Source organism: Paenibacillus sp. SZ31, from assembly GCF_012912005.1.
Taxonomy (GTDB): Bacteria; Bacillota; Bacilli; order Paenibacillales; family Paenibacillaceae; genus Paenibacillus.
On record NZ_JABBEA010000026.1, the window covers coordinates 1 to 23,007 of the forward strand.

A 23,007-nucleotide genomic window follows, 5' to 3' on the forward strand; every position below is an offset into this window, starting at 1 on the left:
CACGAAAATGCTTGGGTTGGAAGACCGCTCACGAATCTTTCGCAGAAGAACTGTCGCACTTGGTTTGACAATCCGTCTTATAACTAATTCATCATTATCACGAATTATTATGCCTTCAGAAATAACTATCTCACATAGCCGCTCCACTTCGTCTATGGGTAAAGAGGCAGAATCTGCATTCTTCAATATATCATCATAAGTGATGTATCCCTTTTTATTTGCTAGCTCAATTAACGTAGATGAAACTTGTTTCCTAGCTTCGCCTATGCCCATATAAAACACCAACTTAAGAGTGTGTGCTAACTTCTAGCCAAAGCACACAAATCCAGAATTTTTTCATCGGTAATAGTCTCATTGTATCTCTCGTTAAATTGTTCCATGAAGTCATATAGTTTAGTCATATAATCTTCAGGAGTCGTTGCACCTTCAATTAACTTCTCATATAGTACTTCAACTCCACCTAAAACGTATTGGTTGTAAGACTGTTCATCAGCTAGTGTCTCTTCACTTTCATCACCATAATTCCTAAAAGCCTTATCCACCCTTTTTTCAAAGTCTTGTTCGTTTTTTTCGTCTAGCAGCATGAGAAGTCGATAATTATATTTTAATATTGAATCGTCTTTAATTAACTGTTCAGGGAATATCTTTGTGGTGTTACTCCCTGATTTATCAAGATTAGCAGTTCTTCCATACAAGAAACCAATTAGTGGAGCTAAAATATAGACATCAATATTTCGATTAAATATCTTTGATATCCCATTATCATCAAATTGAGATGTTAATTTATTTACCTTGTCTGCGTGAGACCCACGAAAAGAATACTCTTTCTGAAATAACAATGTTTTCACCTCGCGATTAGATAGGTTTCAAATTCATTCTTTTTATCAAACAAGTATCTCTTTCCAACCTTCTCTCCCATGTTTTCCTCCGCAATTTCTCCATCAGTATCTTTAATGAAAATAATAACCTGCTCAGCAATACTTGGAAGAGCATCACATACTGTTTTAATCCTACGTCTATCAAATGCTGAGAGGGGTGCATCCATGACTAATGGATAAGGCTCCGATTCAAGAAGCTTGCTATCGTTATCTCGTTCCACACTATTTTCTCGCGCCAATTTTATAATTCCAGAAATAAATGCGAATATGACAGAGATACTTTGCGCTGTGGAAGTTTCAATATCATTACTAAAACCACTATCATCTTCAACAATGACCTGAATATTGTAGTTTTCATCCACATTTATTGACATACCACCTTCATAAATGCTTTTAAAAATATCATTCACATAATGCTCTAATTTCTGGCGAGTTTCATTCTCATTTTGTTTATATACTCTTAATAATTCATCATACATATATTGTGCATATACTTTATAAATTTCTATTTTTTTGTTTTTCTCATCTCTTAGAGTAAGCTCACCCCGCTCAGTAATTAAACGATCACGATTAGTCTCATATGCCCCTTTGTTTCTATTTAGTTCATCTCTTTCAGCAATTCGATCTCGAATAGTCTTTTCATAACGTGAAAGATCCTTTTGAAGGTGACCTATGCCTTCCTTTCCTTCTATTTGTTTTTCAATGGATTGTATATCCGATGTCAACTGTTCAATCTGAATTTCACTGTCCCTTATAGACTTGTATTCGTCTGTTATAGACTCAAACAAATCATTGGATGATCTGGTTTTGGATTCAGATTCGGTCACAAACTGATTTATTAACATACCAATAGAGTGAGGTGGTAAATACTCTAATGCTTTATTTAACTCATTATAAGCATTTTTTCCGAATTCAACTTTTGTACCGCAAACACAAACCCCACGTTTAATAAGAAATTCTATAGTACGTGCATGCATATCTGGAATCCCTTTATCAAGTTTGTTTGATTTCGAAAGGGAGTCTAATGATTTGAAAATTAATGATTTAGCAAAATAAGATGTAGGGTTAGTATTGAATTTCTTTAGCATCTTTGCCATTGATGAGAACTTTGACTGCTTTATTTTAGTCAGTATTTCAGTCAATCGTTGTTTTTCCTTTTGAAGTCTCTCAGTCTCGGCCATCCCAATTAATTTTTTATTAATCTCGTCACATTTTTCCTGCGCTAGCTCCATTTCAGTACTTATTTCACTAAGTCTTTTATCAATCCTTTCTATTTCATCTTGGGCGTTTTGAATTTCTTGAGTATACTGTGCGATTCTTATATCACTTTTTGAATCATAGCTTTCATTATAGCTACCAATTACTCCATACTTAGATGTAGGTTTCAAATGTTCTATAGCTGCAATAAATGCATTAAGCCCTAACAGACCTCTTACTGCCTGTGCAAAATCTTGACTTCTTCCTTTTTTTATTTCTTTACTCATATTACCTATACGTTCCCCATCAAAGAAAAAGTATTTAGACAACTCTTTTGGTAATATCTGCTTCATATAAGAATCTACTTCTAAAGCCCTGACAAATTCTTGCTGTCCATCTTTTTTGTAAATTATATTAAAAGTTGCATTGTTAGCTTTCGTCTTTCCTACACTATCCTTCTTATAGAGTTGTTCTCGAACAATAGTATATTCATTATTACTGTGTACTAGGTTAATCTCAACTCGAACTTGTAACTCTTGGCCTAGCAGCAACTTTTTTTCCAGAGCACGATTTGCTACTACCTTATCTTCAAAATCCGTGTCTCCATACAGACACCATGTAAACGCTTGGGCAAGAGTAGTTTTACCTGACCCATTTTCCCCCATGATAACTGTTACATTCCTTACATCACTCGTAGCAAATTCAATATTTTGCTCTCCGATAAATTGCCGGAAGTTAATAAGCTTAAGGGATTTTAGTAACATTCTACTTCCTCCTCAATGGCCTTCTTAATTTTCCTGACCATTTCAGCATTATTAAGTTGTTTAGTCCTAAGATTCTGCTTTTCCATAATAATCAACTTTTTCAGAAGACGATCTGCTTTTTTCTTATCTATTTGAATTTGCGTGTCAATCATAAAAAACTCTGCTCCCCTCAGTTATTCAATTTAGACATCGTTCAGGTAATAGCTATCTTTTATTTCTTGAAGGATCTTGTCTGCTTCCATAGCATTCATTGCAATTCTAGCAAACTCATCAGCACGGTTTAGTTCATTTTTTATCAGAGAATAATCTTTCTTCATCTCTTCAATAGTCAACGATGAAACTTCGTCTAAAGGGCGTGGTGTTGTTATAAAGTCGTAAACTTCAGCATAATCCTTACCCTCAGCAAGACGGAGAACACGCCCACGTCTCTGAATATATTCTTTTGGATTTGTCGTACTAGCCAGGATGAATGCAACTTTTATTTTAGGAATGTTTACACCTTCATCTAGACATTTAATTGCGATAAGCGCCTGCAAATTAGTTCCTTGTTCAAATTCACGTTTTAATATCTCACGTTCTTCTACATCTTCCTTAGATGTAAATTGTGAGACCTTCATATTTAGTTCATTTCCTAACATAAGGGTTACCGCATCAATCTGTCTGATATCGTCTTCATCAACAATTGTATAGTCATCGTTCTCATTCAACAAAGAAGCAGCACCACAATATATAAGTAGGTAGCTATCGTGTACATATGGCTGAATAACTTCTTTTAGTTTACTAATTTTTGATTTTGCCGCGGCGACAAGTCTCGCTCTTTTGAGAGCCAGCCTCTCACCCTTCTCAGATAATTTTTTCTTTCCATTTTTGTCAACTATAACGCACTTGTTTATCTCCTGAGATAACAAAGTATAAGCTTCGAGCTCACTCTCGTTTAAGTTAACTATAATAGGGTAATATTTATATGGTGTTAACTTTTTTTCTTTGATTGCTCTTTCTAAAGGGTATTCAATACATTTAGGTCCGAAATATCCCTTTAATTTATCTGTCCCTTCTTCATCATTATGTCGTTCTAAAGTAGCCGAGAGAGCCAGACGATAACTAATTTTTTCACTTAACATTAGGCTCAGTCTTGTTGATCCAAAGTTATGAGCTTCGTCAACCAGCAATAAAATATTTCCTTTCATTTTTTCAATCTGCAACTGTACATAGTCGGATGTAAATGTAGCATTAGTACAAATAAAGCAAAAATTTCTTCTGTTTTTCACCTTTAACTTATGGTCACGTACAGCAATACTCAGTTGTTGCTTCCAATCCTTTTGAGCGGAGCTACTATACCCAACTATAGGTTTTAGATTAAACATGACGATGTCCCCTACCCATTGCTCAACTAGATGTTGGTATGGACAAACAATAATAATTGCCAATTCATCATCCAGTACTTGTGACAAACGTGACGCTGCCCCAAGACCGGTATAAGTCTTTCCTGTACCTGTCGCCATATCGAAGATTCCTTGGAACCCTTGTTTCTCCCAAGCATCAATTGCTTTGGTTTGATAATCGTGAAACTGAAAACCTTCAGGAGCTCTTGGTCCAATAGATATATCATTGTTTGTAGAAAAAACCGTTTTAGTTTCCATCAAAATTTCATTTGGATACTCTTTAATATCAACATCTAAATCTATATATTTTTTTTTATAGGTTTGGAGTTTCTCTCTAGCCACATTCGGGAAATCTATAATTTTCATTTTTGACATTGTATTATTCCAAAGGGAGGAAAAAGCACACTTTTTAGCCTCGACACGCTCCGCGTCTTCTGTCCAAGAACAGAATACATCAATTGTTTCATAATTATGAGAAAAGGCTGTTCCCGTTTCATTAAGGGAACCTGTAAAGGCAACTATTTCATTGTCCTCACTGTAAATTAATCCAAGCTTTTCATGATACATTCCGATTTTTTTATCGCTTTCGAGGAAGGCTATTTTAATATCTAAGCGATCCTGGGCAATAAGAGTCGCCAACAAATTTAACCTTTGTTCTTCAAAATAATTCCTCGGTTCAGTTATTGCATTTAAAATTGCCCGTTCAATTATTACATCTCTCTCTTCGTAGCCCTTAGCAATCGCCTGAATATCATCCTCTTGAAGACGCGGGGAAGCTATTAACTGAATACGACCAGCATTATCCACCATCCTTGAAATACCGTAGGAGATCTCTATTAATGCAGTGGAAGAAAAAAATCCTACTGCTCTTTGATATAAATTCGCTTTATCTAGCAATGGAATATAAAAGTTATTCACTATATCATCAGAAAATGATCTATACTCTTTTTTTATGTACATATCTTTGTATCCCATAGAACGCCCCCATAATTAAAAAATCAAAAATCGTGACTAAAGAACCTGTTTTTGTCTAATTTTCCCTTTATGTATTACACTATAACTATAGTACTATAAAGTATGCAAATCCACCTATATTATAAATTAATAAGAAAGTCTGACTCACGATGGTGTTCCCCCTAAAGGTAGACATAAAAAAAGAAATCATGTTATAAAGAACTCAATACTAGAAACCGGAGAAGATTTTTGTTATGCCAGCTAAAAAACGAAAAGAGAGCTTTTTTATTTGCGAGTTGAAGAAGACTAGACGTATAATCCCGTGTGTTGTTCTACAGAATCGTTGAAATCACACGTGCAGCTTATTACAAATGGAGGAAGACTAACGCCAGCAGAACGAAGCAAGTTGACTGAGATGCTGGTCTGAAAGCAGATATTCTGGGCATTTACCAGATTGGAGAGAGAAGGCTTGGTGTAGAATCAAAAGGAGATCCGTCGCTGATAAGAGAGCTTAATATTCGTTTCGTGATTTGAAAGAACCGTCAGTTTACTGGCCGAAGACCGTTGATACTATTCCGCAATGTCTTATCCAGTCAACTCGGCTACAGCTCCCCTGCAGAAGCGAGTTGACCGGCGTTACCTATATATGAATTAGTTGTCTCTCCGTTGTGATAGACCTGTATATAATGAGATTTTCGCTTGGGAGCTTACTCCAACGAATTGACTCTAGTTAGTTACGGACAAGGTGAAGTAGCTGAAGAGCCACCCCGGCAGTTTGCTTCATTAAGCTCGGGATTTCAGTATACTCTCCCAAGCTATACCACTTATTTGAAGAGAAAATGAAAGAAAGCCATTCCAGTCGATGAGTCTGCTTCGACAACGCTTGTATGGAATCGCTCTTTTCCCGTATGAAAATCGAGAAAAATTTGGAGAAGCCTGTTTTGAGCAATAGGAGTTAAATCAAGAAATTTTATTCCGTTTTTAACGAGGAACGTTTCCATAATAAACTTGGCGACCTCTCTCCCATTGTATTCAGGGAAAAGGTCGCCACTTAAAGGGAAATTCTCTTTTTATTGTTTACTTGACGGGGTTATGCTCTTTACGTTTTCATGAAAATGAACATACACAAGGAATATCAGCATCCTCTTGAAATAGATACTTTTCAAATCCCTCTGATTCTAACTTTCCCCTGAACTCTTTTAATGTGTAGGGACCAGCGTTTTTCTTGAGAATTGAAACATTTTTCTTGAAGGAATCTCTAAAACGTTCTTCCATCTCTTCCTGTTCTTTATAACGTTCAGGCCAGATAGCATAGAGTATAGCATAGTGTTGGAAGCCACCCCTAACGCATTTCCCCGCACAATTCGCATGAGAAAAACCTTTGATATTGTGTTTAATTAAAATCTCAGCATTTTCATTGCCTTCTTCAGCTAGCTGTTCAGCAATAGTATACATTCTTGGGAGTTTAATTCCCCACTCTTCTTGAATAATACCTTTTGCGTCTAAGTCTTCTCTAAAAAGTTCAATTAAAGGAAATCTAGTTTCAATAGGCTCCAAGGGAAAATGACTATAAAAATCCTTTAAATTGTCTGCTCGATGACTCTCGTGAGGACCTATTCCAAAATAAAGAATAGGCTCTATATCTTGTTCATTTCTAAGTTCATCTTCTAAAAATATAATCGTTTGTCTTACTTTTAGTTCTTCGGAACATTTTGCTAGTCTTGCATTTCCTAGGAATCGAGTTTCATGAAAAACCTCTTCTGGTGTTCTGCCATCAATTCTCTGGGTAATTTCTATCCCTATATAATCAGCTACCTCTTGCATAAATCGATAGTTGTCTTCATCTTCCCATAAAGTGTTTGTAAAAAACAAAACACAATTTTCTTTGCCATAAGTTTGAACCATATGATGTGCTACATACGCACTTCCTGCTCCGCCACTAAACATAGCCACATGGACTTTTCTTTTTTTAGTTCCGTCCATTTCCTCACTCCATGTCACTTACATATTTTTCGAATATTTTGTAAACTACGAATTCTAATTCTTGCCGAGAAACACTCTTTTTTGTAACACTAATTAGCCTATCTAAATTATCATACATCACTTTAGATTTAACAGATAAGTCTACTTCATTTATTATTTTTTTACTATGACCAATCTGTACTGGAATTCCTTCATCCGTTTTTATTAAATCTTCTTGAGTATCATGTGCTAAAATATCCTGGTTCAATTGATTAATAAGAATATCATATGTGGCATCAGACCAATCTTCAAGCCGTACACCAACATACATTTCTACGAAACGTATTAACCATCCAGATTCGAGATCGCTTTCGTTGTGTAGGGCTCTGTTTAAAGAATTTAATAGATTGTTTCTTGGATTTTTATTCAAATCGTGTTTACCAAGCCACCCAGAGAGCTCATTGAAATTGTTTACTCCTAAGATAGAACAAATATTATCTTCGAGTTGCTTTCCTAATACATTAATGCGGCTTTCTCCATAATCTTTTAAAGAAACCATATTATCGAATTCATCATAATATTTATCAAACAGAATTTTCATACTTTCTTGTGGACTAATTTCCGAGCGACGGATACACTCTCTAAACCAACTAAATTGATCGTCGACATTGTTTGATAGCTGCGTATACCTCGGTAAAGTCCTATACCACTTTAGTAATGTTCCAGCGATAAAAATAGTCCGAGATTTATTAACAAGTCTTCCCTCTGTGGAATTAGAAAACTCCACTTCTATTTTCCTGTAGAAATCAATATGCTTTTCATCAATTCTTTCATACTTATACTGATATTGACCTGCTCCTATTTCTACGATGATTTCAAAAAGTTTATTCCCATTAAGCCCTGGTACAAACATATCATTGCTGTACAACATAAATTCACTTAGCCTATCACTTAACATCGCCACTAACAAAACTGGTACAACTGGTTTTCTGATCCCAAAAGGTGAGTCTGTAAACAAATTAATAATATCTTTAAATTCACCATACGGCTTATGATCCAATAATTCTATTAAACGCTGTCTTAGAACAGCATAGGGCTCGTATTGAATATTTTGAAACTCGGCATTGTTTATATTCAAGTCAAACCGCCCATTATTTTTAAACACTGACGCGTATATACTATACTCAGGGCCATTACCCTCAATGCCAAACCTTTCAAAACGGGGTTTCTCCATCATTAGATCAATTAATTTAATAGCACCATTTTTCTGGGGGGAAGATATGATAGTCCTGTTGAACGAATCATTAAGAATCACCGGTGTGTATCTAAATAATTCATGGCACTTTTCTGAAAGGAAATCACCCAACGTCACATCGTTTATAAAGCTCAACTTTTCACCGTTGTAGTACCATGAATCTTTTGAAAAGGTATCTATTTCATCCAAGTAATCAGAAACCATAAATTTTGATTCATTGAGCAGAAGAATTATCTCTTCTTTAATACCTTTATCTTCTTCGATAAATGCTTTATTTTTCAAAAGTTGCTCTAATACAAAAATATTTTTTAGTTCCTCTTGAATAACCACTAAGGGCTTAGAATGTAAGTATAAGAGGGTACCACTCTCTTTACTTATCTTTAAAATCTCTTCAAATTTTTCATTGTTATGATAGTCAGAACCCAGCAATAGATATTGAATCGTAAGGTCAGCGACTTGTTCTCCAACTATACTCTTGTAATCTGGAATATCTAAGTCGCATACGAATTGTACTGAAGCAAACCTTGTCATACCTTTAGTATCATTATATTGTTGAGGAAAATAATATTTCTTGCTTAAATTTCTGAACATTATTTCTTTTTGTATTTTTTTATTAATTTGCAAAGAGGCTTTGTCTGACTCTATTCTTTCCTGTAGGTTAACGGAATTACCTGCAAACAACTCCCAGTAATTACTCACTCTATTGTATCTGAGTATTTTATTATCACTTAATATTTGAATAACTGATTCTAAGTCTGCGTTATTTCCATTAAATACAAATGATATAAACTCATCCGTCAATCTTACTTCAGACTGTAATCCACAGATATTCCAAAGTGATACGAACTTTATTAAATTTATAGCTAACTCCTGTTGTAGAAGATCACTTGGGATTCTCGCGATAGCCTTTTTCAACAGTAAAAAGTGTCCAGCTAATTCCTCGGAAGTTATATCTCTCGAATCAGGGAAAAAGTAATCAAATAATTGATGCGGCAAATAATAGTTATTCGTTTTTTTTATGTGATTATGGAACCCACCACTATCTTGACTTTCCAAGAAAGTAAATAATGTCCTCTCGTTTTGTCCAAAAACACTCGTTAACTGCGGCAACATAAATAGAGAGACGGGATGTAAGGGATACATCCCCTTCAAGATCAATTTTTCCTTTTCTGTCTGGTTTAAGCTTGGGAATAAAGTATACTCCCTTAATTTGTCGCGGCTATATTCAAACAACTCATTACTAATTTCAGGTTTATTCTCTAAATTCTCAGATATAACAATTTCAGCTAAACGAAGAAACGTAGCTTGATCGTTCTTAATGAAATATTGTCTAAACCTCTTCTCTATGCGCTGAAATTCACTAATTGCTTCTTCGCCTAAACCACTAAAATACTGACGAAGACCTTTATGTGTAACAAGCAATAGATGTATTAACTCATTGCGGTTAGCAATCTCGGCGAGGTCTTGAATATCTTGCATAGCCTCATTAAATTTTGAATCATTTAGTCCCTGTAAGAATCGCGCGAACTCATCATATACAATGAAAACACCTATATTATTCTCGTGTAGTATTTTTAAAACATATTCTATTTGAGTTATAAAACTTTGATTGTAATCAATGTCAAAAGAAGCACCCGAAGTCAATTGAGAGTATAATTCAGAAAAGTAGGAGATCTCTTTCTCATTTTGTTTATTTATTTCGGTAATCCAAGGTTCAATTTCTTTACCTTCCGAAAGTAATCTGGTATGGAACAAATTATATGTCTCAGGAAAACTTTGCTTCCAACTAGTAATCGTTTCAATTACCTTTGAACTTACTCCAGGTAAGGTTACATGTATGTTTTCTTCATGTAGCTTTTTTAGTAGATTTGAAAGTATGGATTGTCTAAACCGTCCTTCGTCCCCACTCAGTATAATAGGAAGATAGCGACGCTCTAATTGAGATACCTCACTTATATGATGAGCTGTACTGTCATCTACTTGTATGAATTTATTAACAAGTGAATTGACATCCTCTGAAGATACTGATTTAGAAACCATACTTGCAATTATATTTGCTAATAAAGATTTTCCTGTTCCATACGGGCCAACCAAAATATGCGCTCGATTTGCATCTTCTTTAATAAAACCCTCAATAATCCCATTAATAGCCTCTGCATGAGATGGGGTAGATATATATCTCTTAATAAATACAGTATTGCCTATATCAAATTTAATGTTAACACTAGTTTTAAAAGTCATATTTACAACACCACTCTCTTGCCAAGTTCATCATTCAAAAAAACCATTGGCTCTATCTGAGCAACTTTTATATAATCTAAATTGTTAGTTCGAACGTATTGTATGGGATACTTGTCATGATTAGTTAACACATTTAAAGCCTCTATAATCTTGTTCCGAGACAAATTATATGTAGTACCCCACAAATACTTTTCGTTAACAATTTCATTTATACTCACTAATTCAATCTTGTTTTTATGACAGTAATCAAGAAGCACAAAGTACAGAGCGTTAACACCTATAGTTTCAATATCAGGAGAAATTTTTTTTATGGTTTCTCTTTCACTAACTGAAGGTTCAATTTTTAACAGTTGTAATTTCGAAAACGGGCTGAACGTAACATCCTCAGGATCAAGTTCATTGGGCTGCTTTGTATAAAATTGAATCAAACAATCAATATCTCTTTTTAATGATTTATCAGAAATCTCTTTAGACTCATTCAAAGAAACCCAAGTTTCAAACGAAGAATTCAAGTCCACTTTTTTAAAAGCCGTTTCCTTATAGGTATTAAAAAACCAATCAAATACTGTAGATTGATCATTATCATTACAAATTAATTTATAATGTAAGATTGATAAAGTAACATTATGTTGCAAAACTCTATCGAACCGAAAGATCAATTGCCCTAAATTTGTAAGAGAATGTACTTTAAGACCATCTTCGATTTTCTCTTCTATAACTCCAAAAGCAAAAAGCCAATATTTTAAGGCTTCAACCATATTTTTACCAAGGCCAATTTTTTCAAAAGAATCATCTTTGTAAAAGAAACGACTATTACCTTCTACTGACTTTAAACCCTTACTAAGCCATTTATCTCTCAAGTAGAAACTTTGATGCCTTGCATATGCCATGCATGATACTTCCTTTCAAATGGGATTCATCCCTGGTTAATACCTTCCAGGGATGATTATACACTAGTTCGACCAAGATAGACAACATTTAATAGGAACATACATTCTTGAAACGGTCAATTTTGATTGTTTTTTTGGGAATGCATTCTTCATGCCTTTCTATCATTGTAGGCTATAGACATCAAAATTATATCACTGACTTTCACTGTAGGCTATAGCCTATTGACATAATTTCCAAGAAATTTTTATGATACCTTTAATATTAGTCAAATTAAAGGAGTTGCCCTCTTGGAAATCGAATTAGTCATCTTTGGGGAAATAATCAGAAATAGACGGTTGGAACTTAATATCAGCCAAGAAAATCTGGCTTTGAAAGCCGATATGGACAGATCGTATATAAGCGAAATAGAGCGAGGACACAAAAACCCTTCCTTATCTAAAATTCTGGCTCTTTCAAGCGCACTAGAACTTTCTGTTTCGGAGTTATTCTACTTGTTCGAAGAATCATATTATAAGAGAAAGAACAACCACAAATAATTAAATTTGATGGTTGTTCTTTCTCTTACTACATAGTAACCACTGAAACAATTGAATATTTATGTACCACTCGTAGAGTAGAAGGCATTGTCACTTATCTAAACTTGTTTTTTACCCGCGGTTTTCAAAATTGAGATCTTCAGGACTCATTTATTTGACTCTGTCCTTATATCATATAGTAATTGATGAAATTTCGAGTTTAAATTTATACCAAGAATCATCAATGAAAATGTAACAATAATACCAAGCATAAACCCTATCCATCCAAAACAAGAAAGAGTACTCAATATTATCACCGATAGAACAAAAAAAGGAATAAGAATACCACCACAATTCAGAATAGTTTGTGCTGATTCTAGGTCAAGTTCATTCTTCAATGTTACTATTACATCAGTAAATGCATCTTGTGTAATGTTTATAGGAATGCAATAATCCGTTACGTTGTTTTTTCTTTTATTGGAATGTTTTAATTTCATCTTAAATTTGATTAATTTCAAATTCCTAATATTATCTCGCCCCATTGTCCTAAAATACAATGTGGTGTTGTATTCTTCATTAGTATCAAAACCCTCTCTACTAAATATATTGGGATCTCCAATTTCCTCAATAGGAATAATCCCCTCATTTATTTCCAATACAAAGTACTCATTTTTTTTTATTGTTGCTAGCTTTACATTCATAGCCAAAGGTTGAAAACCTTGATTATTTCGTATAGTTAAATTAATGGAAGTTTCTTTATTGGGAGTTATTATGATTTCATTAATTTTAATGTTGACTCCCATATTTTCATCAGCAGCATCCTTGGGCTTATAATTAATCTCATAATTAAAGTACTCTTTCAAAGATTTATGCTCTATAACCAAAGTTAAGAACACTCTGAATAGTACTCTCCAATCTAATAACCCAAGGTGAGCAAATGCTTCTGGAAAAAGGTAAAAGTCTCTAGGTGTAATCAAATTAGCCTTTTTGAATACTTTTATCAGTGACTCCTCTTTCTCATCATCATCCTCCTCTTGTACTGATTTTTTTCTATAATTCTCCTTGCTAGTAGAATCACCTATCTGTTTCTTGTAGTTCAATAATAAAAATTTAAATATAATTATTAACAATATAATTGTCACAATTGAAATAATACCATCACTAGAACCTATAACTAAAGATTTCACAATTGCCCCAACTTGGTTAAATAAATCCGAAATCATAATTCATTGCTCCGTTTCTATATTTACTGATTCACAAAGAATCAACTGCCTATGACCAAAAAAACAACTAACTTTTATTATTTGAACTACTCTCTAATTGTCCTATAAGATCTCATTTATTCATTAGAAATATTACAGTTATGACTAACCTCTCACATAATCCGCTTCGCCCAGAAAGACAAATGGAGACGTATAGCCATGCTCTTCCTTATACTCCCGCACGAACAGCACGATTCGGTTGCCCGTCTCCCGATGATGGATATACCGCTGCGCGGTAGCCGTATGCTCCGACACCCGGCTCTGAGTCTGCCAGTGGAACAAACGCTCGTTAATAGCATAGTCCTCGTACAGCGTAGAGGGTGAAAAGTCTTTGTCCGATTTGTTCAGTGTAATGAAGAAGATGTCCGTCTGTTCATCGGCAAAATAATTCACGCCTTCACGGAAGGCGGGGGATTGCTGGGCATTCCAGTAGCCGAAGGCGGCAAGCACTTGGTCGATGGAGTACATACAGTGGATATCCAGTGGACAAGTGTACGGGAACGAATTACTTTTATCCACAAATCGCAGATGAGCCAGATTATATTTGAAAATATCCACAAGCTCTGCTCGGAATGCTTCACAAGACAGCACACGCTGCACACCCTCTTCAATGCTGCTCAACCCTAGTTTCTCAGGCGCGGCCCGGTGGAAGGTGTAATAGAACATAATCAACATGCGCTGTTCATCAGCGTTGGTTGGTTCTTTGCCTTTTTCAATAAAGTCGATCAGGAACGTCAGCCAGCTTCGGGAGTTGATCGTCAGCACAGACGGCAGTCTGCGGATGTACTCATCCTGCTCACTCTCTATTGGCTCTGTCAGTCCGGCCTCGGCCAACATACCCCGGAAATACCTTTTGCCCGTACGTCCACCATACAATTCATACAATGTCATCCCATGATGCTCTACAAAACCAGCCAAGGTCAGCGGCAGTCCGGTGTCTTGCTGGAACGTTTGCAGCTTCTGGATCAACGCTCTGCGATTACGACTCATCTGCTTGAGGTTGCGCATGACGTATTCCTTCGCTTGCTTTTCCAATTGAATGAACGTGCCGCGTGGTAAGTTCGAAAATCCATTCTCAACGTAGTACGAGATAGAATGTTTAGTAGCGCCGATCAGGGCGCGGAATTTATCCTGGAACCTGTATTCCTGATGCGCTTGTCCGATGAAGTCGAGCACGGTCAGGCACTCTTTGCCATCCGCCATCCGGAGCCCACGTCCCAACTGTTGCAGGAATACGGTCAGACTCTCGGTAGGACGCAGGAACAGGACGGTGTTCACTTCAGGGATATCCACGCCCTCATTGTACAGATCCACGACAAAGATCATGCGCAGTTCCCCGTTCACCAGCTGTCCTTTCGCAGCATGACGTTCCTGTTCGCTCGACCCGCCATGCAGGGCCATGGATGGAATGCCGGCTTTGTTAAATATTTTTGCCATATACATCGCATGATCCACCCCTACGCAGAACCCAAGTCCCTTCACATCGTCGAGATCGGTTACGTATTTGTTCAGACTTTGGATGATCTGGTTGGCACGGATTTTGTTATGGGTATAGAGTTTCTCCAGTTCGTTCAGATCGTAGCCTTTGCGCGACCACTTTACCTGAGATAGATCGACAGTATCGGTGACGCCAAAATACTGGAAAGGACTCAGTAGTTTCCGGTCAATGGCATCGGTTAGACGGATCTCGGCGGCAATCGTATGATCGAAGTAGGCGGTAATGTCTTTGCTATCCATCCGTTCAGGCGTCGCGGTGAGTCCCAGCAAAATCTTCGGTTCGTAATGGGATAACAGCTTCTGGTATGAAGGTGCAGCCGCATGATGGAATTCATCCACAATGATGTAATCGTAATAGTCTGGGCTGGTGATCTCCGTCAGCTTCATGGAGTTAAGACTCTGAATACTAACAAACAAGTGATCCAGCGCCTCTGCTCGGTAATTCCCGACATGCAGCTCACCAAAGTTCATATCCTTCAGGATATACCGGAACGTATCACGGCTTTGCTTCAAGATTTCTTCCCGATGAGCAACAAAAAGAAGCTTAGCTCCCGCATGGCTTGCCCGGAATCGCTTGTAGTCGAAGGCTGAAATGACCGTTTTGCCAACGCCTGTGGCGGCAACGATCAGGTTGCGGGTTCGTCCATACAGCGTACGCTCGGCGTGAAGCTGTTCGAGCACTTCCTTTTGATAATCGTAAGGCTGAATGTCTAGGTGAAAGTGGTTAGTCTGATCTTTTTTGCGATTCAGAGCCGCCTTCAACTGTGCCTCATGCCCTTCATCCTCAGCTACATATCGCGTAAATTCACGGTCATTCCAGTAACTCTCGAAGGTCGCTTCAATCTTGCGCAGCACGTCGAGTGAATCCTTCTCCGTCACCTTGAGGTTCCACTCCATACCACTGGTTAGCGCCGGGTTGGAGAGGTTAGAGGAGCCGACATAAGCTGTAGTGAAGCCAGTATCACGGTGGAAAATGTACGTTTTGGCGTGCAGCCGAGTCACCTTGGTATCATAAGAAATCTGGATCTCTGTGTTAGGTAGCTTGCTGAGTTCTGTAATCGCCTTGAGATCGGTTGCTTCCATGTATGTAGTTGTGATGATACGCAGCTTGCCACCGCCCGCGGTAAATTGTTGAAGCTGTTCCAGCAGCAGACGAAGCCCGCTGAATTTGATAAATGACACCAACCAGTCGATCCGGTCGGCGGTCACAATCTCCTTTTGCAACTCCAATAACATACTCGGCTCGGACTTGGCACCTGTGAACAAAGAGCTTTGGGCGATCGGTGTATCTGGACGAACGATCTTGGTATCCCGGACCGCACGAATGCTGTTCAGCTTGGAATACACATGGGTCAACACTTCCCCCTGCTCATCCAGTTGCAATTCGTTGTACTCTTCTTCCCCAAGTGTGTCTTTCAGGGTAGCAATAATCTCATTACACGTTCGAATCTGCGCCAACACTGCCGTCTTATCTTCCGTCTGTTCCCGCACAATCTTGAGCGCTCGCCGCGTCACCGCCGCCAGATACGTGGATAGCAGCTTACGTGCTTCTTCCGCATCCAGCTTCTCGGTCCCAATGTTATACACATCCGGGTCCAGCGCCGAAATCTCTTGTCTGGTGATTGTGTTGATAAGCTGTTCATATATGCCTTGTTTCATGAATGTACCTCGTGTGGGTGTAGGATGTTTGTGGATCGTTCTCTATGTATATGGTGGGCTAAAAATTACTTCTTCTATATTATCGACCAACCTGTGGAAGATTTCATTAGTTGTTTTGATTTCATAGGAAAAAGCACCTCTACTTTTGGTTTGGTAGAAGTACTTTTCTATGAATACGATTATGCGAAATAGTAACCTAATGATCTACAGATTATTAAATATCAATCGGATCTTTCTCAACAAATTTTTCATACCAATTGTTTAATGGAAAATGTGAGACTTGTGTAATTTCTAGAGAGAGTGGTTTGATAGTAAAAGAGCCTCCCCGTTCAAAAAGTATAATTAACGGTTCATATATGTCTAGATACTGGCTGATGCTCAGAGTGTTCTCTGCGTACTTCGCCAACTGTAGGTAATATTCAAATATTCTTTTCACATATGAGTTTTGATTCAAATATTCAACAGCCTCCGAACTACAATAAGCTGAAATATCTAATTCCTCTTCTTGATCTCCTAGCAGTTTCGCCACATTTGTAAATGCAGGTGGCATAGGCTTCAGCTGCTCCGCTTTATAAAATTGAGCCATTCTTCTGAGAAATTCATATCCGAGTTTAGTATCCTCATCAGAGATAACAGTACCTACTAAGGCCCAATTTATATTATTTAGTTTGGATACTGCATTTTCCAATAACATTCTATTTCACCTCAACATTTAGTAATCAATCTTATCATCGTAGTATTTACCAAAATCCTTACTAGGATCGTAACCTGGAAAAGGCGGAGGATTGGGAGCTGTTACAGCAGCTTTATCATGAGCATTTTTCTCTGTATCTATTTTAAATGTCTCTAATTCCGCGCTCCAAGTCGTCCGATCCCTCAGGGGCATTCCTTCACTCATTAACTCTTTTTCTCTCAATTCATGATTCGCTAATGTCTTAAACCAATCCTTCTCAGCTTCATTAAGATCACCGTTTTGAGCTTTCTTCCAAGCATATGCTATATCCCCGTCGGCTTGAAAGTAGTTTTCTTTATACGGTTTACCTTCTATGGACAAATTATAAGTGCCCAAGAATAGATGTCTTTTCATGTTAGTAACTTGCTCTTCTGTCAGCCCTGTATTTTTAGCAACAATAGGTACATCTTCAATTCCTTTTGTTCTAATTTCAATATAATTTCTTTCAAGATACGCCTGAAATCCATCTTTAGGAGGCGTAATATATTTCTTCATTTCTCCGGGGTCTGTAATAAACGTAAATTCTTTATTATTTGAGCCATTCTCCCCATGCTCCTTCTTGCCCCCACCCGATCCACCCAGATCGGTATGTTTATCATCCATCGAACGAAAGGCTTTCCCAAACAAAACATAGGCCAGAGCCTGTCCTGTCATCGCCCCACCGTAATATCCTGCTCCACTCTCATCAATCTGCTTCTTCTGATTCTCTACAAATTGATCTATGTCAGACCTCGCGGTCCCCGTACCCCAAGCAGTATCCCATGCAAACTGAATTCCACGCCCAACGTCCACAACTTTGCCCACTGTCATCGCATATGCCACACTGCTTAATGTACTTAACGGGTTATAGAAGAACGCTTCTGCCGTCTGGCCCATTCCCGTTATTGTTTCTCCTATTGATTTATCAAGCAGCCCTACAGCGAAATTTCGCTGTAGTTCTTCTGGAATGTACAGCGCAACCTCGCCGGAGCCGTCCGTTGTTCTGAAGTTCCTCGCGATAAACGTAAACTCATTCTGGATTTTGTCCAACAGCCCGAGTGTAGTCGGGAACACTTCTTTCACCTGCATAAAATCCCAGAAGAAACGCTCTCCTGTCACACCAGACCAATCGGATTGCAACATATAGATGGATTTCTCCAGTTCTCTAACGATTCGATCGAGTTCCAATTTCTTCTGCTGAACCAATCGAGCTTTCTCATCCAACACATCGGGATGTACCTGAATACGTTGCATACCATCTTCACCGCCAACCTGACCATAGTAGTTATACCTAAATTTTAACAAGTGAAGAGTTTGATTGGAATCAAACGGAGGATTCATTTTCTCGTTAAAGATTCAGTAGTCAGGAAACATTCATTAGCCAGATATTTTGCATAATCGTGCATGTTTTTCGTCTACCTTCTTCTCATACGTTGTCGATCTAACTGAGCTCTAAGGTATAATAAATGACATACTACTATATACACCCTCATTCTACAGGAACAATTGATCCAATTCGAAGGAGGCTTATCCATGCAAATAGAACGACTTGATCATCTCGTGTTAACCGTAGAGAATCTGGAAGCAACCATTTCATTTTATACCAACATATTAGGTATGAAGGTAGTGGAATTTGGCCAAGGCCGAAAAGCATTACAGTTTGGACAGCAGAAGATCAATTTGCATGAACGGGGCAAAGAGTTCGAACCGAAAGCTCATACCCCTACGCCGGGTTCGGCAGATCTTTGTTTTCTGGTCAGCACACCCTTGGAAGAAATGATTCTCCATCTCTCACAACATCATACGAAGATCGAAGAAGGTCCAGTGGAACGTACCGGTGCGCTGGATCCCATTCGTTCGGTGTATGTACGTGATCCTGACGGAAACCTGCTTGAGCTGTCCAATGCTTTGTACAGTTAATCACGTGATTTTTCACCTTTATATGGTCGCAAAAAAACCTGCAAAGCCTCGGCTTCGCAGGTTTTTGTGTCTTCATAAACTACCAGATGATTAATTAATACATCGCATCTGTAGCTACTCCACTAACATCTTGAGGATGAAAAGGACCCTTGCATCCCTCTCGCCATTAGTGAAGCTTCATTATTTCTCGAATCGGAACCAGCCGAAGTCAAACTGACTGCCTGGCAGGAAGATAAAGCTTACTTTCTGCTCACCTTTCACCTGCTCAAGCTCAAACACCCGCTCCTCATATCCACCCGACTGTGTGAACTCAACCAACTGGTTGCTCTGTCCGTCCGCACCTGCAAAACGAATATGAATGGTATTCTTATCAATCGGCGAATGACCGTAGATCACGAGCTTCGACGTGCCTTCTGCCGTAAAGTCCATATTTTCAAACTCCAACGACACATTGTTTCCGATGCCTTCAACACGATCACCTTCAATTTTAAACGTATCTCCATAGAGATGGTCACAGGATGCAGCGGCATTCTGTTCAAAGGCCCGACTCTGGCGTTCGAAGGAGAAACCTTTAATATGAATCTTCTGTTTCAGCACAAAACAAATCGATGTAATCCCGCTAAGGCGTTTGGACAGATGATACGTCTCTTCCTGGTATACATTCCAAATGGACTCTTTGTCATATACCACATCCGCGATCATCGTACTTCCCTCTTCATCCGGCATACCTTCCCAGATCTGAATGAAGTAATCCTCAGTGGATAACGTAAAGATTGGAATGGTAATTGTATCTGAGCCGTATGGCCCGAAGTCAATATTACGGAAGCCTACATGTGTCTCTCCATCGCGACTTGTCGCTACCCCACGTTCGTTGCCGTTACCAACCTCACCTTTGGTGTAATCGTACAGTCCGCCCGTGATGAAGCCGTATGGATCTTTGTAGGCTGTACCGAGACCATCCGCCTTGAACTCCAGCTGGGAGATGAGTTTCGTTTTATCCGTACCGTTGGTGCTGGTTGCGCGAAGTCTGAACTCCCCGTCACCTATAGCCGATACCTTAACCGCATGTTGATACCCACCGTTATCGCCCGTTTCCGCTTGAACAGCTTCCACTTTGGCAATGTTGGATTCGATCCCCGCATCATTCACAACAGCCCACTCGATATCTCGATAGGAGGTGTTCTCCGGATACAGTTTGGCGGTTACAGTCAGCTCCGGGTTGGACGGATCGAGCAACTGTCCTGCACTACTGATGATCTCGATTTTCCGCAAAGGAATCTCCTGAGCATTTCCCGTCAGCACCGGACGTTTTTCATTGTTCATGAAGACAGGTTGCACTTGTTTTTCACCATCAAGTTCTCTATCCACAACCCGAGATTCAAACTCAGCCGTAGCCCCTTCCAACCCTTCGGAAGAAACTTCGATCCGCACCGTTCCAGGTTCATTTGTCGCTCCGATGATCGCCATCAGTTTGCCGCTGAACAGTCTTCTGCTCAACCCTTTGTATGGATCATAGTCCGTGCTGTCCCCGTTATCCAGACCCAGCAATCGTCCTGCACCACTCACCTGAACTTGCACGCGGTTGTTCGCATTGTGTACCGGATTACCCGCTTCATCTTCCACATCAATTTCTACAAAAATCAGGTCTGTACCATTCGCTTGCAACTGCTCCCGATCCGCTTGCAGACGAATCTTCTTCGCATCCGTATAGGATCTTTGCACATCGGTTGCTATGATTTGACCGTTCTCATCATAAGCGATCGCTTTCAGCTCGCCCTCTTCGTACGGCACTTTCCACCAGCCTGACAGCTGTGTTCCATTGGCATGATCGATATCGTACGTGCCAATGGTCTTACCGTTGACTTGCAGCTCAATCTTCGGCGCGTTGCTGCACACGCGTACATCAATAATCTGACCCGGGCTGAAATCCCAATACGGGAACAGGTGAACCATCGGGCTTTTCTTATAATCCGTCCAAGCCGCTTGGTAAATGAAATAAGAGTCTTTCGGGAACGTTGCTGTATCCAGCTGTCCAAAATACGAATTCTTCGTATGATACGGTGTCGGCTCTCCAATATAATCGAATCCAGTCCACAGGAATTGACCCAATGAGTAAGGACGATCCCGCTCTGCCAAAATGCAGTATTCTGCCGACTTCGCGCCCCAGCTCGTCGTACTGTTACCCAAAGCCGAGCACTGCTCATCATCATCTGCTAGAATCGGCTGTTCGAGCGGGAAGTGATAGATGCCACGACTCTGTACTACGGAAGACGTCTCACTACCATAGATGATCCAGTCCGGATGCTCTTCATGATGTTTGTCGTAATATTTTTCCGCGTAGTTGTAGCCTGCCAGCTTCACGATATCCGCGCATTTTTGTGCATTTTCCCATGGCATGTAGTTGGAACCAATCGTCACGCCTGCATTGCCTTTCGGATCAAATTCCAGCACATAATCCATCAGCATCCGGGTTACTTCCTGTCCACGCTCATCCGCATGGGTGTCGTAAATTTCGTTCCCGATACTCCACATGATCAGGCTGGGATGGTTACGGTCGCGTTTCACCCAACTCTTCACATCGGTATGCACCCACTCCGGGAAAAATCTCGCATAGTCGTATGGCGTTTTGGCACGTTCCCACATATCAAAGGCTTCAGACACCACCAGCATACCCATCTCATCAGCAAGTTCCATGAACTCTTTGGCAGGCATATTATGCGCAGTCCGGATGGCGTTAACGCCCATTTCTTTGAGCAAAACAAATCTTCTACGCAATGCCGTCAGGTTAAACGCAGCTCCCAGTGCCCCGAGATCGTGGTGTTCGCACACACCGTTCATCTTCGTGTGGACTCCATTCAGATAGAAACCTTCACTAGGATCCAGCTTAACGTCCTTAAATCCAATACGTTGGGTTACGGTTTCAATGATCTCCTCACTCTGATCATCCGAGATCAGTCTCAGTTCGGTGACCAGTTCATACAGATGCGGTGCATCCGGGCTCCACAAGTTGGGATTCTCCACACCGATCTGTTGGCTATCTGTCGATGCGGACGCATTCTCACCTGCTGAAGTCGTAACATTCGCTTGGGTGGATGCCACTACCTGACCTTCATACAAGATCGTATGCACCAGTTTTGCCTGCTGATTCTGTTCCAGGTTCAGCTCCGTATCCAATTCCACCTGCCAGCCATCCGCCTGCTGCTTGATAGATACATACGTTCCATCCGTAACAATATGGTTGCGCTCTCTCGTCTTCAGCCACACATGGCGATAGATTCCGGCACCGGAATACCATCTGCTATTCGGACTCTGATGCACCACTTTGACCACAATCTCATTGTCGCCTTCCACCAGTGCATTCGTGATCTCATGTTCAAAAGCAGAATAGCCATACTTCCACTCCCCAACCAGCTGCCCGTTCACATACACCGAAGAGTCCATGTATACGCCATCAAAACAAAGCAGAAGCTGTTGCTCATCCTTCGTGTAATGGAACGTCTTGCGGTACCATCCGATGCTGTCTTCATATAGTTCAAGCGTATTATATATCAGCCAATCATGGGGAAGCTCCACAGGTTCATACACCAGACCCGCAGGTTCCGTAACATCCAGCTTGCTTTTCGCAAATTGCCATCCATCATTAAAAAGCCTCTTCTGATTCATGGTAGATTCTCACTTTCTTCAAGTAAATTATGATTACGGTTACAACAGTAGCTGTCGATTTTTCCGAAAACCTTTTCGATAATACACAAGTATGACTATAACACATAACCCGATTATACCATCAGTCTCTTTCCTGTACCTCCATTTCAGAAGATTTTTTAGCCAGATTAATGAACGTTTTATCCCTCCAAGCATTTCAAGTCTCGATGACAACAAGCCAAAAAGGCAACCCATCAAACGGGTCACCTTCTAGAT

Annotated in this window: 13 protein-coding genes and 1 pseudogene; 2 read left to right on the top strand and 12 right to left on the bottom strand. The window is 39.3% G+C overall.

Annotated elements, in window-relative coordinates; all coding sequences use genetic code 11:
* The 7 genes from HF638_RS27620 to HF638_RS27650 all read right to left on the bottom strand — a co-directional run.
* Positions 1 to 273, bottom strand: a 273-nt coding sequence (locus HF638_RS27620) for an RNA ligase family protein (RefSeq protein WP_169483098.1), incomplete at its 3' end; no start/stop codon positions are given.
* A 26-nt stretch (positions 274 to 299) separates the two neighbouring features.
* Positions 300 to 839, bottom strand: coding sequence for a hypothetical protein (locus HF638_RS27625; RefSeq protein WP_169483099.1), 540 nt, complete (start codon positions 837 to 839; stop codon positions 300 to 302).
* Positions 840 to 844: 5 nt separating this feature from the next.
* Complete coding sequence (locus HF638_RS27630) at positions 845 to 2,839, bottom strand: AAA family ATPase (protein ID WP_169483100.1); 1,995 nt, start codon at positions 2,837 to 2,839, stop codon at positions 845 to 847.
* Positions 2,840 to 3,021: 182 nt separating this feature from the next.
* Positions 3,022 to 5,196: a DEAD/DEAH box helicase family protein gene (locus tag HF638_RS27635; RefSeq protein ID WP_169483101.1), complete on the bottom strand. Its 2,175-nt coding sequence runs from the start codon at positions 5,194 to 5,196 to the stop codon at positions 3,022 to 3,024.
* 1,086 nt (positions 5,197 to 6,282) lie between these two features.
* Positions 6,283 to 7,158 (bottom strand): hypothetical protein, encoded by an 876-nt coding sequence (locus tag HF638_RS27640; protein WP_169483102.1) that lies wholly within the window; start codon positions 7,156 to 7,158, stop codon positions 6,283 to 6,285.
* 4 nt (positions 7,159 to 7,162) lie between these two features.
* A complete protein-coding gene (locus HF638_RS27645; RefSeq protein WP_169483103.1) occupies positions 7,163 to 10,633 on the bottom strand; it encodes a P-loop NTPase family protein in 3,471 nt (1,156 codons plus the stop codon).
* 2 nt (positions 10,634 to 10,635) lie between these two features.
* Complete coding sequence (locus HF638_RS27650) at positions 10,636 to 11,523, bottom strand: DUF4007 family protein (RefSeq protein WP_169483104.1); 888 nt, start codon at positions 11,521 to 11,523, stop codon at positions 10,636 to 10,638.
* A gap of 288 nt (positions 11,524 to 11,811) precedes the next feature.
* Between HF638_RS27650 and HF638_RS27655 the strand changes: the two genes are divergently transcribed.
* Entirely contained in the window at positions 11,812 to 12,060 is a 249-nt protein-coding gene (locus tag HF638_RS27655; RefSeq protein ID WP_211175821.1) for a helix-turn-helix domain-containing protein, read from the top strand.
* 146 nt (positions 12,061 to 12,206) lie between these two features.
* Here the strand turns inward: HF638_RS27655 and HF638_RS27660 are convergent, their stop codons facing one another.
* The 4 genes and pseudogenes from HF638_RS27660 to HF638_RS27675 form a co-directional block, all read right to left on the bottom strand.
* Positions 12,207 to 13,262: a hypothetical protein gene (locus HF638_RS27660; protein ID WP_169483105.1), complete on the bottom strand. Its 1,056-nt coding sequence runs from the start codon at positions 13,260 to 13,262 to the stop codon at positions 12,207 to 12,209.
* Between the two features lie 153 nt (positions 13,263 to 13,415).
* Positions 13,416 to 16,457 (bottom strand): annotated as a pseudogene (locus HF638_RS27665) (DEAD/DEAH box helicase); the annotation flags it as partial.
* 214 nt (positions 16,458 to 16,671) lie between these two features.
* A complete protein-coding gene (locus HF638_RS27670) occupies positions 16,672 to 17,151 on the bottom strand; it encodes a hypothetical protein (protein WP_169483106.1) in 480 nt (159 codons plus the stop codon).
* Between the two features lie 18 nt (positions 17,152 to 17,169).
* Positions 17,170 to 18,423, bottom strand: a complete 1,254-nt coding sequence (locus tag HF638_RS27675; RefSeq protein WP_169483107.1) for a WXG100 family type VII secretion target — start codon at positions 18,421 to 18,423, stop codon at positions 17,170 to 17,172.
* Between the two features lie 279 nt (positions 18,424 to 18,702).
* On the opposite strand from HF638_RS27675, the gene HF638_RS27680 reads away from it, so the two are divergent.
* Positions 18,703 to 19,089 carry a VOC family protein gene (locus HF638_RS27680; protein WP_169483108.1) on the top strand — a complete coding sequence of 129 codons (387 nt, stop codon included), beginning with the start codon at positions 18,703 to 18,705 and terminating at the stop codon, positions 19,087 to 19,089.
* A 180-nt stretch (positions 19,090 to 19,269) separates the two neighbouring features.
* On the opposite strand, the gene HF638_RS27685 is transcribed toward HF638_RS27680, so the two are convergent.
* Positions 19,270 to 22,752, bottom strand: coding sequence for a glycoside hydrolase family 2 TIM barrel-domain containing protein (locus HF638_RS27685; RefSeq protein WP_169483109.1), 3,483 nt, complete (start codon positions 22,750 to 22,752; stop codon positions 19,270 to 19,272).
* Positions 22,753 to 23,007: the final 255 nt, after the last annotated feature.